Here is a 12,907-nt window from a genome sequence, read left to right on the forward strand (position 1 = left end):
AGTCCCTCCCCTACTTGTGCAGGCTGCCGGCCGTGACCGGGTGCACGGTCAGCTCGCCGGGGCGCTCGTTGGGCGTCAGCAACGGGTACAGCGTCCGCCGGACGTCCTTTTCGGACAGTGCGCGGGTTTCGTCGACGTAGAGTGCCAGCTCCAGAGCCCCGGCGTTTTCGTCCGCGGGCGGCGTGACGATCGCGCGCAGGACGCCGTCCAGGGACTCCGCCGCCTTGCGGACCGAAGACAGCGAAACCTTGTCGCCGCGCACGATCGCGAAGTCCGAGATCCGCCCGCTGAGCCACAGGTAGCCGTCGTCGTCGAGGCGGCCGACGTCCCCGGTGGCGATGGTGTCCGCCGCGACGAGCTTGCCGCGCGACACACTCCCCTCGACGCCGACCTTGGCCCGGTACACCGTGTCGGCGGTGACCAGGACCTCCTGCTCGTCCGGGCCGCGGCCGGCGTCGCGCAGGCCCAGCCGGACGCCGTCGATCGGGGTCCCGGCCGAGGCGTACCGGGCCGGCGGCTCGCGGTGCGCGGCCAGCGTCGACACCCGCGGCCCGGCCTCGGTGAGCCCGTAGGTCAGGTAGAGCTCCAGGTCCGGGTTCGCGGCGAGCAGCCGGGCCGTGCGGGCCGGGTCGAGCGCGTGGCCGCCGACGCCGAGCGCCCGCAGGCCGCGCGGCAGCCGGCCGCCGTCGGCCTGCAGGTCGGCGACGAGCAGCGGGGTCAGTGCGGACACGGTGACGTCGTGGGCGGTGACGACGTCGCGGTAGCCGGCCGGGGTGAACGGCGGTCCGGTGACGACCAGCGACGCGCCCGTGACAAGGCCCGCGATGACCTGCGCGACCAGCGCGTACGAGTAGTGCATCGGCAGCGTGATCAGCATCCGGTCGGCCGGCCCGAGCCCGATGCTGCGGGCGTGCCGTGTGGCGTTGCGCCGTAGCGCCGCGACGTCGTGCAGGCAGCCGGTGGCCATCCCGGACGTGCCGGAGGTCAGCAGGATCGCCTGCCCGGGCCGGTGCGTCCGCACCGAAGTGTCGTCCAGGCGGGTGACCGTCACCTGGTCGGTCTCGCCGCCGGGGCGGACCAGGGCCGTCGCGCCGAGCCGCCGGGCGGTCGCGCGCAGCCGTGACGCCGGGGTCGACGCCGCGAGCAGCGTGGGCACCAGCCCGGCGAGGACCAGCGCGAAGAACACCCGGATCAGCCGGGTGCCGTTGGGCAGCGCGACCAGCACGACGGAACCCGGGACGAAGCCGGCGGCGAACCGGTCGGCCAGCTCGCCGACTCCCGCGCAGTCGCCGGTGGCGCCCGGCCAGGTCGTGCGGGCGAGCAGGTCCTCGACCTCGCGCGCGGTGACGCCGGTGTTCACGCCGCCTCCAGGAGTTCGCAGGTGCCGCGGTGGGTGCCCGACCGGTCGACCTCGTGCGTCACGAGCAGCACCGCGGGCGCCGCGCCGGTCAGCCAGCGCCCGGCGAGCACGCGCGCGACGGGCAGGCCGTCGGACGGCGGCATCGTGAGCAGCAGGCTCGGCCCGTGCAGCCCGAACTGCAGGCAGCTCAGGCCGACGAGGGTCCCCGGGCTGGCCGCGACGAACCGCAACGGCGACACCGCGTGTTTGACGACTTCGGCGGCGACGCGCCGCAGCGTGTCGCCGGTGGCGTACTCGCTCACGCCCAGCACGCCGACGGGCTCGCGGTCGCCCGGCCAGTCCCGCAGGACCCGGCCGACGAGGTCGCACACCAGCCAGGCGGCCGGATCGGCGTAGCGGACCTGGGCCCCGGCCGGCCGGGGCGCGTCCGGGGCGCGGACCCCGGTGGCGATCGGCTCAGGCATCGTCCCCCCGTTCGAACAGCAGGCACGTGTTGAACCCGCCGAACCCGAGGGTCAGGCTGATCCCGAAGTCGCCGTCGACGGCGTGCGGGACGTCCCGGGCGACCGGCAGCCGCAGCTCCGGCATCGGCCGGGTCAGGCCGAGGACCGGCGGCACGGTCCGGTCGCGCAGGGCCAGCAGCAGGGTGATCGCCTCGACGACACCGGTCGCGCCCAGCGAGTGCCCGAGCGCGCCCTTCGTCGCGAACACCACCGGCGGCCGCGGCAGGTCGCCGAACAGCCCGGACAGGCAGGCGGCTTCGGCCTGGTCGTTCAGGACCGTCGCGGTGCCGTGGGCGTTCACCACGGCGACGTCGGCCAGGGGCCGCTCCGCCAGCTCGGCGCAGCGGCGGACGGCCCGCGCGGCGGCTTCGCCGTCGGCCTTCGGCGCGGTCATCCCGGCCGCGTCGTTGGTGGAACCCCAGCCCCGCAGGAACCCGAGCGGGCGGGCGCCGCGACGCCGCGCGGACTCCAGCCGCTCGAGGACGACGCAGCCCGCGCCGTCACCGGGCAGCATCCCGGAGCGGTCGGCGTCGAACGCGCGGTGCGTCGACGGCGACAGCGTGCCGAGCACCGAATGCCCGAGCCGCTTGCCGTCGGTCAGCAGGTCGACGCCGCCGGCGACGACGACGTCGGCGTACCCGGCCTCCAGCAGTTCGGCCGCGACGGCGATGGCGTCGGACCCCGACGAGCACGCCGTGGACAGCGAAACCGGCGGCCGGGTCAGCCCGAGCCGTTTGCCGGCTTCGGCGACCCAGTCGTGCAGCGAGCCGGGGTCCGCGTCGTCGATGTGCGGGCCCAGGCTGGTGCCGAGCACCAGGACCGGATCGGCCTCTTCGGCGCGCAAGCCGGCGTCGCGCAACGCGGCTTCGGCGGTGGCCGTGGCCAGTTCGACGTGCCGCTCCCGCGGGCCGCCGTCGGCCGGCCCGTCCGGCAGCAGGCCCGCGACGAAGCTGCGCAGCACGTTCGCGCCGGGCACCAGCTGCAGGCCGGACCGCCCGGCGAGCAGGCCTTCCCACACCTCGTCCCGGCCCGCGCCGAGCGAGGTGTGCCACGCGGTCCCGGTCACGCAGAGCGTCCGGTCCGACCTCAGCACGGGACCTGCTCGACGACCGCGAACGCGTTGGTGCCCCCGATCCCGGCCGACATGACCCCGGCGCGGCGCGGCCCGGCGGTCGCCCAGTCCCGGCCCTCGGGCAGGATCGAGAACCGGTCGCCGCCCGCGGTCAGCTCTTCGATCGCCTCGGTGGTGTTCGGGGTGGCGGGCAGGAACCCGTGCTCCACCGCGAACGCCGTCTTGATCAGCGCGGCCAGCCCGGCCGCGGTGTCGGTGTGCCCGATGCTGGCCTTGACCGACCCGACGGCCAGGGGCTGCCCGGCGGAGCCGAGGGCCTCGGTCAGCGCGGTGGCCTCGATCTGGTCGTTGACCGGGATGCCGACGCCGTGCGCCTCGACGTACCCGAGGTCCGCGCCGGTCACCCCCGCGCCGGCCAGAGCCTGGTCGACCACGCGGATCTTGCCCTCGACGCCGGGGATCGTGAAGCCGGCCTTCTGCTTGCCGTCGTTGTCGACGGCGGTCGAGCGGATCACGGCGTGGATCGGGTCACCGTCGGCCAGCGCGTCGTCGAGCCGGCGCAGCAGCACGGCCCCGACGCCGTCGCCGGGGACGGTGCCGGTCGACGCGCGGTCGAACGGCCGGCAGATGCCTTCGCTCGAGTAGATGCCGTTCGGCGTGTACTCGTAGGTGCCGTCGGTGTCCATCACCGCGACACCGCCGGCGAACGCGTAGTCGCTGGCGCCGAGCAGCAGGCTCTGGCAGGCCAGGTGCACCACGACGAGCCCGGTCGCGCACGAGGCGTCGATCATGATGCTTTCGGCGCGCAGGTCGTGGAAGTAGGAGAAGTGCGGGCCCGCGAACGTGGCGTCGCGGTCCACAGTGGACTCGAAGGTGCCCCGCTCGACGTGCTTGGTGCGCGCCACCCCGGCGTAGACGGCGGTCGTGTCGCCGATGTCCGACAGCCGCACGCCGGCGTCCTCGGCCGCGGCCCACATCGCCTCGTAGAGCATGCCGTGCTGCGGGTCGCGCTCAGCGGTCTCGCTCGTGTAGCCGACCAGGCCGGCGTCGTAGAGGTCGCGGTCCGGGATGTAGCCCCACGCGGCGATGTCGCGCGGGCCGTCCCCCGGCGGCACGGGCGCGCCGCGGGTGAAGCGGTCGCGCCCGGCCCGGAGGTTGTTCCAGAACTGCGTGGCGCTCGCGGCCCCGGCGTACCGGCAGCCCACCCCGACGATCGCGATCGCGTCGGCTCCCCGCGTTCGGCTCATGCCGCGCTCTCCATTTCGTCGAAGGTCTCGGGCGCGGGTTCCGCCTGCTCGGCGGGCAGCGTCCGGCGCAGGCTCAGCACCAGGAGCGTCGCGACGGCGCTGAGCACGATCATCACGACGACGAACACGGCCCCGGAGCCGACCGACAGCAGTGCGCCCGCCAGGGCCGGGCCGATCACGGCACTGGTGGACAACGTGATCGAGAACAGGGCGTTCGCCCGGCCCCGCAGGTCTTCGCCGACGGCGTTGTTCAGCAACGTCGTGAGCAGCGGGACGACCAGGGACTCCCCGATGGACAACAGGATCACCGCGACCGTGGCCAGCACCAGTGCTGTCGTGCCCTCGTGGCGCCCGGCCAGCAGCACGAACACCCAGCAGGCCGCGAACATCACGCCGCTGGCGCCGACCAGCAGCGTCCGGGAGAACCGTTCGAGGTGTGGCATCACGGCGAACTGCACGACCGCGCAGAGGATGATGTTGACGGCGAAGGCGAACGACAGCCCGCTCGCGGTGATGGCACCGGTCTGGGTCAGGTACCCCGGGAGGCCGGCACGGAACTGGCCGAAGGACACCAGCCCGGACAGCAGCAGCACGGCCAGCAGCGCCAGCAGGCTCGGCGAGCGCAGGACGGCCCGGTAGGTGCCGCGGACGGCGCCGGCCCGCTTCCGCTCGGCCTGGTGCGCGCGGTTCGGCAGCACCCGCACGGTCGCGACGGCCATCACGAAGAACGTCGCCGCGTCGATCGAGTACATCAGGAAGTACCGGCCGACCGGGCTGAGGAACGCCAGCGCGGCAAACACCCCGCCGAGGATCACGCCGATCCCCATCGCGACGTTCAGCACGCCGTAGTCCGCCGAATACGCGGTTTCGCGCTGGTCGGTGCTCGTGGTCGCGCCGTACGCCGAGCGCACGGCGGTGCCGACGCCGCTGATCCCGAAGCCGAACACCACCGCGGCGGCGACGGCGATCCAGGCCTGCCCGGCGAAGGCGAACAGGAGCGTGCCGACGCCGGCGTTGACGTTGGCCAGCGGCACGACGACGTTGTAGGGCAGCCGGTCGAGCAGCGCGCCGTAGGCGAGGCCGCCGAACACCGCGGCGAACGCCTGGATGGCGAGGGTCGCGGCGGGCACCCAGGTGGGCAGGTGCCGGACCTCGGTGAGGTAGATCCAGAGGAACGGCATCACCATGCCCGCGCCCAGCGCGCTGATCCCGTTGGTGGCGATCAGCCAGCGAGCGGCCCGCGGCAACGTGGCGATCCGGCTCAGGCCCTTCATGCCGCGTTCGCCTCCAGCCGAGCGGTCAGCGCGGCGACGAGCGTCGCCACGGTCTGGTGGTCGAAGAGCATCCGGACCGGCAGCCGGGTGCCGACCTCGCGGCCGAGCGCCGCCATCACCCGCGTCGCGCCGAGCGAGTTGCCGCCGACCGAGAAGTAGAAGTCGTCGTCGGTGAACCGGTCGTGGCCCAGCACGCGGACCCAGGTCCGGCGGACCAGGTCGGCGAGGTCGGGCTGCGGGTGCGGAGTGGTCACGGCTGGGCTTCCTTCTCTTCGGACTTCTCGGCGAGGTGTGCAGCGAGACGGCGTGGGGTGGGGTGGCCGTAGAGGTCCCGGATGCCGACCGTCAGGCCGGCGTCCCGGAGAGCGGCCAGGGTTTTCGCGGCCAGCAGGGAGTTGCCGCCACTGTCGAAGAAGTGGTCGTCCGGGCCGATCGTCCCGCCGAGCACCGCGCGCCACGCGGCCAGGACGACGTCTCCGTCTTCGGCCGGGGTCGCCGAGGGGGTACCGCCGAGGACCGGCTCGGGCAGGGCGGCTTCGTCGAGCTTTCCGTTGACCGTCAAGGGAAGCGCGGGCACCGCGGTGAACGTCGAGGGCACCATGTACTCGGGCAGCAACGCGGCCGCGCGGGTCCGCAAGGCGTCCGGGGTGCCGTCCGTGAGGACGACGTAGGCGTCGAGGCGGGCTTCGGCGGTGCCCGGGGCGGCGAGGACGACCGCGGCCGCGACGACGCCGGGCTCGGCCAGCAGGACCTTGCGGATCTCGTCCGGCTCGATCCGGTAGCCGCGCAGCTTGACCTGGCTGTCGAGGCGGCCGAGGTGCTCCAGGCGGCCGTCCGGCAGCAGGCGGCCGAGATCGCCGCTCAGGTAGACCCGGCGGCCGGCCGAGGTGACGAACCGTTCGGCCGTCAGCTCCGGACGGCCGAGGTAGCCGTGGGCCAGCCCGGCGCCGCCGACGGCGATTTCGCCCGGCACGCCCGGGGGCAGCGGCCGGTGGCGCGCGTCGACGACCTGGACGTCCCAGCCCGGGATGGCGTGGCCGACCGAACGTGAACCGGCCAGCGCGTCGGCGCGGGTCACCGTCTGCGCGGTGACGTGCACCGTGGTTTCGGTGATGCCGAACATGTTCACCAGCCGGCAGCGCGTCTGCGGGTACCGGTCGAACCACGGCAGCAGCGCGAACGCGTCGAGCGGCTCGCCGCCGAAGATCACCAGGCGCAGCGGGAGGTCGTCGAAGCGCCGCAGCTGCGTCTCGATCACCTGCGCGAAGCTCGACGGCGTCTGGCTGAGGACCGTGACGCGCTCGTCCCGCAGCAGCGCGGCGAACTCGTCCGGCGAGCGCCGCGTCCACTCCGGCACGACGACCAGGCGGCCGCCGGTGAGCAGGCAGCCCCAGATCTCCCAGACCGAGAAGTCGAACGCCACCGAGTGGAACCACGTCCAGACGTCGGTGCCGGCCAGGCCGAACCCGTCCGCGGTCCCCGTGATCAGGTCCACGACGTTGCGGTGCGGGACGACGACGCCCTTGGGCCGCCCGGTCGAGCCGGAGGTGTAGATCACGTAGGCCGGGTCGTCGGGGCCGGCCAGCCCGGCCGGCACTTCGCCGTCGGCCGGCAGCTCCGCCGACGTCACCGCGGGCACCCCGGGCAGGCGTCCCGCCGCGGCCTCGTCGGTGACGACCAGCGCGAGCCCGGCGTCGCCGGCGATGTAGGCCAGGCGCCCGTCGGGGTAGGCCGGGTCGAGCGGGACGTACACCGCGCCCGCCCGCAGCACCCCGAGCAGCAGCGCGACGAGGCCGGCGCCGCGTTCGTGCACGATCCCGACCCGGTCGCCGGGCCGGATCCCGCGCTCCCGCAGGCCGGCGGCGAACCGCTCCGCCCGCTCGGCCAGGTCCGCGTAACCGAACCGGCCGTCCTCACCGGACACCGCGGGGGCGCCGGCGCGTCGAAGAGCCTGCTCGGCGAAGACGTCCGTGATCGTGCGCGGGCTCCCGGCGGCCACCAGCGGCGGCGGCGCGGCACCGGTTTCGAGGGCGATGTCGGCGAGTGGCCGGTCCTGGTCCCCGGTCCGCAGCTCCGTGAGGACGGCGGTGAGGTGCCGCCCGAGCTGCGCGGCCGCCCACGGCGCGACGGCGTCTTCGGCGAACCGCGCCGTCGCCCGCCCCCCGGTGACCTGCACGGTCAGCGGGTACGGCGCCCGCTGGTCCTCGACGACGCCGACCGTGGGCAGGTCGCGCGTCGACCCGGCCGGCGCGGTGGCCGCGTGCTTGCGGAACACCCCGGCCGGCTGGTCCTCGTCGACCGTGATCAGCGTGGCGCCACCGGACACGCCGACGGCCAGCGTCGCGGCGCGCGCGTAGCGGCCGAACACCAGGCCGAGCGCGGCGAGCACATCGGCGGGCCCGGCCGCGCCCAGGTCCACAGTGGACGCGCTCGACGTCCCGGCCAGGTGCGCCAGCGGATCCCGGACGGCCGCGACGTCCGGCAGCGGGGCGAGGGGCGCCGGCCCGGTCACGACCGCGCCTGTTCGCCGGCCAGCGTCCGCTCCAGCAGCGCCACCAGGGGCCGCCACCGCTCGACCAGGTACATGTGGCCGCCCGGGATCTCGGCGGTCGTGCAGCCCGCCGAGGTCACCTCGGCCCAGCGGGCGGCCGCCGCCGCGGACACCAGCTCGTCGGCGTCGCCGCGGACCGCGACGATCGGGAACCCGACCCCGGTCTCCTCCGCGGGCCGGTGGGTCTCGTCGACCGCGATGTCGCCCCGCAGCGCGGGCAGCAGCAGCTCGCGCAGGTCCGGGTCGTCCATCGCGGGGTGGCGGTAGCCGGCCAGCTCGGCCACGGCGATCACGAACTCGTCGTCGGGCAGCCCGGCGATCGGTGCCGGCCGCGGGATTCCGGGCCGCTCCGCGCCGCTGGCGAACAGCGTCAGCTCCACGGCCGGCCGTTCGCGCGCCACCAGCCGGGCGACCTCGTAGGCGACCCGCGCGCCGAAGGAGTGGCCGAAGACACCCACCCGCCCGGCGTCGCCGACTTCGCGCAGGACGTCTTCGGCGATCGCGTCCAGCAGCGCCGCCATGGTCGTCGCCGGGGTCTCGGCGAACCGCCGTTCCTTGCCGGGCAGCTCGACGGCGGTGAACCGCAGCGCCGTCGCCGCGGCCGGCCACGCCTGGAAGAAGCTCGGTCCCGCCCCCGCGGGCGGGAAGCACAGCACAGGTACGCCGGTCGTCATCGTGCCTCCCTCACTCGAACCGGTTGCCCTCGGCGATGAACGCGGACGCGGCGGCCGAGGCGGCGCGGAACCCGGCCGCGGTCGTGCCTTCGACCCACACGTTCTGCAGCCGCCCGTGCAGGCCGGTCCGGTAGTCGGTCACGTCGCCGACCACGCGGCGGGGGTCGACCCGCCACACCCCGGGCACCCGCAGCAGCGCGGCGGGATCGGCGAGCGCGGTGATCCGGCGGGCGGCCACCGGGGCCTGGGTGAACAGGCAGGACGCGTAGCCGGTGGTGACCACCGGGCGGCGCTCGGCCTTGCCGACGGCCACCTCCAGCGCCAGTCGCACCGGGTTCAGGTCGCTGACACGCGGCACGATCGACGACAGGAACCCGCCGAGCCGGCCGTTGACCTCGATCAGCCGCGGTCCGGTGGCGGTGTGCTTGAACTCCATGTGCGCCAGGCCCGTCGTGACGCCCAGCGCGGTCAGGATCTCGCCGGCCCGCTCGATCGCGAGCCGCTGGGTCTCCCACGGCAGCAGCGACGGCCCGGTCATCCCGCTGTCGCGCAGCGGCGGGAGCAGCGGGTAGCGGTCCGAGAGCCAGAACGCCCAGTGCTCACCTTCGCCCAGGGTGGCCACCTCGACCGAAAAGTGGTCGCCGAGCCAGTCCCCTTCGGGGTGCGGGACGCCGATCAGGCGCTCCTCCAGCAACCACGTCTGCCCGGCGTCGCCGGCCGCCGCGGCCAGGGCCGCGCGCAACGCGGCCTCGTCGTCGACGGGGAAGATGTTGAAGCTTCCGTTGCCCCGCACCGGTTTCAGCACCGCGGGGAAACCGACGGCCGCGATCGCGGCGGCCGGCCCGGCTTCGTCGGTGAAGGACGCGGCCCGCACGCCGAGCCCGGTGCCGGCGAGGATCGCGCGCTGGACGTCCTTGCGCGTCACCGCTTCGGCGGTCGCCTCGTCGTGGTAGGGCAGGTCCAGCCGGGCGGCCACCGCGGCGACGAGCGGGATCAGCTCGTCCTCCACGGTCAGCACGCCGTCGACCTCGAGGGCGGCCAGCGCGGCGGCGATCGTGGCGGCGTCCTGCCCGGCGGCGTCGACGACTTCGGCCAGGTCGGCGAGGCCGTCCCGCTCGTCGGCGGACCAGGGCCGCCCGCCCGCGTTGACGACGACCAGCTCGCACCAGTCCGCCGCCGCGTCGAGCAGGTCCGGCAACGCGGACGCGTCGGCCGATTCGAACACCGCCACCTTGGTCATGACCCGGGCTCCCGCCGCTTCGCGTATTTGCGGGTCTCGCCGTCGGAACCGAGGAACGCGAACCCGGTCTTCTCCAGCACCCGCCGCGACGGCAGGTGCCCTTCGTCGGTTTCGGCGCGCACCGCGGTGACGCCGGGCTGGTCGAACGTCCAGGTCAGCAGCGCTTCGACGACCTCGGTGGCCAGGCCGCGGCCCTGGAACGCCTCGATCAGGCCGTAGCCGATCTCGGCCTCCCCCGCCGCGTCGGGCGCGGAGTGGAAACCGACGTCGCCGACGGCGAGCCCGGACTCGTTGTCCACGACCTGGTAGAGGCCGAAGCCCGGCCGGTAGGCGTCGGCGGTGACCATCCGCAGCACGAGCTTCGCGCCGCCGACCGTCCCGTCGAACGGGTAACCGGGCGCCCAGGCCCACTTCCCCGCGCCGGGTTCGCCGGCGAGGATCGCGCGGACCTCGTCGAACGGGACCTCCCGCAGCGTGGTCCGCGCCGTCGTCAGGACCGTGAGCGGGGCCGGGGGTTTCGTTTCCTGCGTCATGCCGCCTCTTCTTCAGGGGCCACCGCGCTCATCGCGCGGTAGACCGCGGTGTTCTGCAACCACAGCTTCGGGAACAGCGGGCGCACGGCGAGCCGTTCCAGGTCGGAGATCGAGCGCCCGCGCATGCTCCGCGGCCGGTCGCCGTCGTCCTGGTCCTCCTCGGCGGCGACCGGCTGGCCCCCGAGCATCTGCCAGACGAGGTTGATGTGGACCTGCTTCCACTCGAGGACCTGCGTGTCGAACCGCTGGAGGCCGGTCATCACCTCGGCGAGCTGCATCGTGGCCGGCGCCGCCGACGTCTCCGGGCCGGTCGCCTCGACGAGGTCGGCCATCGTGACGCCGGCGGCGGTGACGGCGGCCTCGAACGCCGCCCACACGGCGTGCGCGGCGCGCCGGACGTTGCGCGACCCGGGCGACGCGAGACCGGAGGCCGCCCCGGCCAGGTCCTTGCGCATCTGCAGGAACGACACCTGCGAAAGGGAGTTCGTCATCACGCGCAGGCATTCGACGGTCAGCCCGGCGGTGTCGGCGCAGCGGACGAGGTGCCGGGTGGCCATGATCGGGTCGCCCTTCGCGAGGGCCCCGGTCAGGTCGCACAGGCTGTGGTGCACGGCGACCCAGCAGTACTCGGTCAGCAGGTGCAGGATCTGGAAGAAGCGGTGGTCGGAGTGCAGCAGTTCGTCTTCGGGAATCAGCGCCGAGAGCGCGGCGGTCAGCCGGAGCTCGGTCTCGTAACCACTGCCGCGGTCGAATTCGTACCGCAGGCGTGGATTCGATTGGGACGGATTGAGCGTCCGGACCTCGCGGTCGCCCTCTTCGCCTTCCCACCGCACCACGAAACGACCCCCAAAGTGTGACTATGACAGGACTGCCGCCCTTGTGCCTCACAGTGGCAGTCACCGGCCGACTACAGCAACCAAAACGAAAGGTGTCTCAAATCACAGCATTTTTGAATATCTTATCGGCCGCACCGGGCGCGCTCGCGAGAATACGCAGAAATGGAGAAGGGCGGTTCCCGACGAGTCGCTAACGTCGAATCCGGCAGCGGTCCGGGGGGCACCCGGGCCCGACGGGTGGTGCGTAGTGGGGGCGAGAGTGCCGGAGACGAACGAGGCCACGTACATCGCCGTGGTGAACGGCGAAGAGCAGTACTCGGTGTGGCCCGCCGGGCTCGATCTCCCGGCGGGCTGGGAGGCCGCCGGGTTCACCGGCACCGAGGAGGCCTGCCTCGACCACGTCGCCGGGACGTGGCGCGACATCACGCCGCGCTCGGTCCGCCGGTCCGCATGAGCCGGCACGCGGTCCTCGGCGCCGGCGGGGTCGGGCTCGCGCTCGCCGCCGCCCTCGCCCGCGGCGGCGAAGACGTCACCCTCCTGCTGCGACCGGCCACCCTCGCGCGGTACGGCGGCGTGGTCGGCGTTCAGCAGGGACTCCGCGCGGGCTTCACCGTCGCGGTCCCGGCCGGCACGCGCCTGACCGAGCCCGCCGACGTGCTGTGGGTCTGCGTCAAGCACCCCGACCTGCCCGGCGCGCTGACCGGCGTGGCCGCCGACGTCGGCGTCGTCGTCCCGCTGCTCAACGGCACCGGGCACCTGCCGCCGCTGCGGGACCGCTTCGGCGACCGCGTGGTCGCGGGCGCGATCCGGATCGAAGCCACGCGCACCGCCGTCGGCGAGGTCCGCCAGGATTCCCTCTTCACCGAGATCGAGCTGGCCGGGGCGCCCGAGGTCGTCGTCAGGGCGCTGGCCGCGGCCGGGATCGGCTGCACCGACGGCGGTTCCGAAGCCGACGTGCTCTGGCGCAAGCTCACCCTGCTCGCGCCGCTCGCGCTCGCCACGACGTGCGCCGCCGGGCCACTCGACGCCGTCCGCGCCGACGAGGACCTGACCCGGCTGATGCTCGCGTGCGCGGACGAAGCGTGCGCAGCCGGCCGGGCCGAAGGTGCCCGGCTGGACCGCGGCCGCGTCCTGCGCGCGCTCACCCGCGCGCCCGGCCGGACCCGCACGTCGCTGCAGCGCGACGTCGAACGCGGCGCGCCGGGCGAGCTCGACGCGATCGCCGGCCCGGTCCGGGAAGCCGGGGCCCGGCACGGAATCCCGACCCCGGCCACCGACGAGCTCGTGCGCCGGGCCCGCCACGACGCGGGCACGCCGTTGCCCGCCGGAACCCGAGAGTGAGGCAAGCGCCCATGTCCCCGAAAGCCGTCCTGGAAAACACCTTGCGCGAGATCCTGGTCGCCGACCTGTACGTCGACGTCCCGGCCGACGGCATCCACGCCGACGACAGCCTGCAGGAGACGCTCGGGCTCGACTCGCTCGGTTTCGTCGAGCTGCGCGCCCGCTGCGAGCAGCAGTTCGGCGTGCCCATCTCCGACACCGACTTCACGCCGGTGAACTTCCGGTCCATCAGCACGATCGCCGACTTCGTCGTGCGGCGCCAGGCGACCGACTGAC

The 12,907-nt window shown here is 74.3% G+C and carries 14 protein-coding genes; 3 read left to right on the forward strand and 11 right to left on the reverse strand.

Going from position 1 to position 12,907, the window contains the following annotated elements; translation table 11 throughout:
- Positions 1–10: 10 nt before the first annotated feature.
- From OG494_RS24675 to OG494_RS24725, 11 genes are read right to left on the reverse strand one after another with little or no spacing between them, the layout of a single operon-like run.
- Positions 11–1,360: a class I adenylate-forming enzyme family protein gene (locus tag OG494_RS24675; RefSeq protein WP_328442888.1), complete on the reverse strand. Its 1,350-nt coding sequence runs from the start codon at positions 1,358–1,360 to the stop codon at positions 11–13.
- Positions 1,357–1,824, reverse strand: a complete 468-nt coding sequence (locus OG494_RS24680) for a hypothetical protein (protein WP_328442889.1) — start codon at positions 1,822–1,824, stop codon at positions 1,357–1,359. Before OG494_RS24680 ends, OG494_RS24675 begins: the two co-directional genes overlap by 4 nt.
- Positions 1,817–2,956 carry a beta-ketoacyl-[acyl-carrier-protein] synthase family protein gene (locus OG494_RS24685; RefSeq protein ID WP_328442890.1) on the reverse strand — a complete coding sequence of 380 codons (1,140 nt, stop codon included), beginning with the start codon at positions 2,954–2,956 and terminating at the stop codon, positions 1,817–1,819. Before OG494_RS24685 ends, OG494_RS24680 begins: the two co-directional genes overlap by 8 nt.
- Positions 2,950–4,182: a beta-ketoacyl [acyl carrier protein] synthase domain-containing protein gene (locus OG494_RS24690; protein ID WP_328442891.1), complete on the reverse strand. Its 1,233-nt coding sequence runs from the start codon at positions 4,180–4,182 to the stop codon at positions 2,950–2,952. Before OG494_RS24690 ends, OG494_RS24685 begins: the two co-directional genes overlap by 7 nt.
- On the reverse strand, positions 4,179–5,456 hold the full coding sequence (locus OG494_RS24695) for an MFS transporter (protein WP_328442892.1): 1,278 nt from the start codon (positions 5,454–5,456) through the stop codon (positions 4,179–4,181). The genes OG494_RS24690 and OG494_RS24695 overlap by 4 nt, the downstream gene beginning before the upstream one ends.
- A complete protein-coding gene (locus OG494_RS24700; RefSeq protein WP_328442893.1) occupies positions 5,453–5,710 on the reverse strand; it encodes an acyl carrier protein in 258 nt (85 codons plus the stop codon). The genes OG494_RS24695 and OG494_RS24700 overlap by 4 nt, the downstream gene beginning before the upstream one ends.
- Positions 5,707–7,968 carry a non-ribosomal peptide synthetase gene (locus OG494_RS24705; RefSeq protein ID WP_328442894.1) on the reverse strand — a complete coding sequence of 754 codons (2,262 nt, stop codon included), beginning with the start codon at positions 7,966–7,968 and terminating at the stop codon, positions 5,707–5,709. The genes OG494_RS24700 and OG494_RS24705 overlap by 4 nt, the downstream gene beginning before the upstream one ends.
- The gene (locus OG494_RS24710; RefSeq protein ID WP_328442895.1) at positions 7,965–8,681 is read right to left on the reverse strand and encodes a thioesterase II family protein; all 717 of its coding nucleotides are present in this window, start codon (positions 8,679–8,681) and stop codon (positions 7,965–7,967) included. Before OG494_RS24710 ends, OG494_RS24705 begins: the two co-directional genes overlap by 4 nt.
- A gap of 10 nt (positions 8,682–8,691) precedes the next feature.
- Positions 8,692–9,921, reverse strand: a complete 1,230-nt coding sequence (locus OG494_RS24715) for an ATP-grasp domain-containing protein (RefSeq protein ID WP_328442896.1) — start codon at positions 9,919–9,921, stop codon at positions 8,692–8,694.
- Complete coding sequence (locus OG494_RS24720) at positions 9,918–10,454, reverse strand: GNAT family N-acetyltransferase (RefSeq protein ID WP_328442897.1); 537 nt, start codon at positions 10,452–10,454, stop codon at positions 9,918–9,920. The genes OG494_RS24715 and OG494_RS24720 overlap by 4 nt, the downstream gene beginning before the upstream one ends.
- Complete coding sequence (locus tag OG494_RS24725; RefSeq protein ID WP_328442898.1) at positions 10,451–11,290, reverse strand: hypothetical protein; 840 nt, start codon at positions 11,288–11,290, stop codon at positions 10,451–10,453. The genes OG494_RS24720 and OG494_RS24725 overlap by 4 nt, the downstream gene beginning before the upstream one ends.
- A 259-nt stretch (positions 11,291–11,549) precedes the next feature.
- Here OG494_RS24725 and OG494_RS24730 point away from each other — a divergent pair, with 259 nt between their 5' ends.
- Genes OG494_RS24730 through OG494_RS24740 form a run of 3 tightly spaced genes read left to right on the forward strand, consistent with a single transcriptional unit; the run spans position 11,550 to position 12,906 of the window.
- Complete coding sequence (locus OG494_RS24730) at positions 11,550–11,744, forward strand: MbtH family protein (RefSeq protein ID WP_328442899.1); 195 nt, start codon at positions 11,550–11,552, stop codon at positions 11,742–11,744.
- A complete protein-coding gene (locus tag OG494_RS24735) occupies positions 11,741–12,631 on the forward strand; it encodes a ketopantoate reductase family protein (RefSeq protein WP_328442900.1) in 891 nt (296 codons plus the stop codon). The genes OG494_RS24730 and OG494_RS24735 overlap by 4 nt, the downstream gene beginning before the upstream one ends.
- An 11-nt stretch (positions 12,632–12,642) precedes the next feature.
- Positions 12,643–12,906 (forward strand): acyl carrier protein, encoded by a 264-nt coding sequence (locus tag OG494_RS24740; protein ID WP_328442901.1) that lies wholly within the window; start codon positions 12,643–12,645, stop codon positions 12,904–12,906.
- Position 12,907: the final 1 nt, after the last annotated feature.

The sequence above is a fragment of the Amycolatopsis sp. NBC_00438 genome (genome assembly GCF_036026695.1).
In the GTDB taxonomy this organism is placed as follows: Bacteria; Actinomycetota; Actinomycetes; order Mycobacteriales; family Pseudonocardiaceae; genus Amycolatopsis.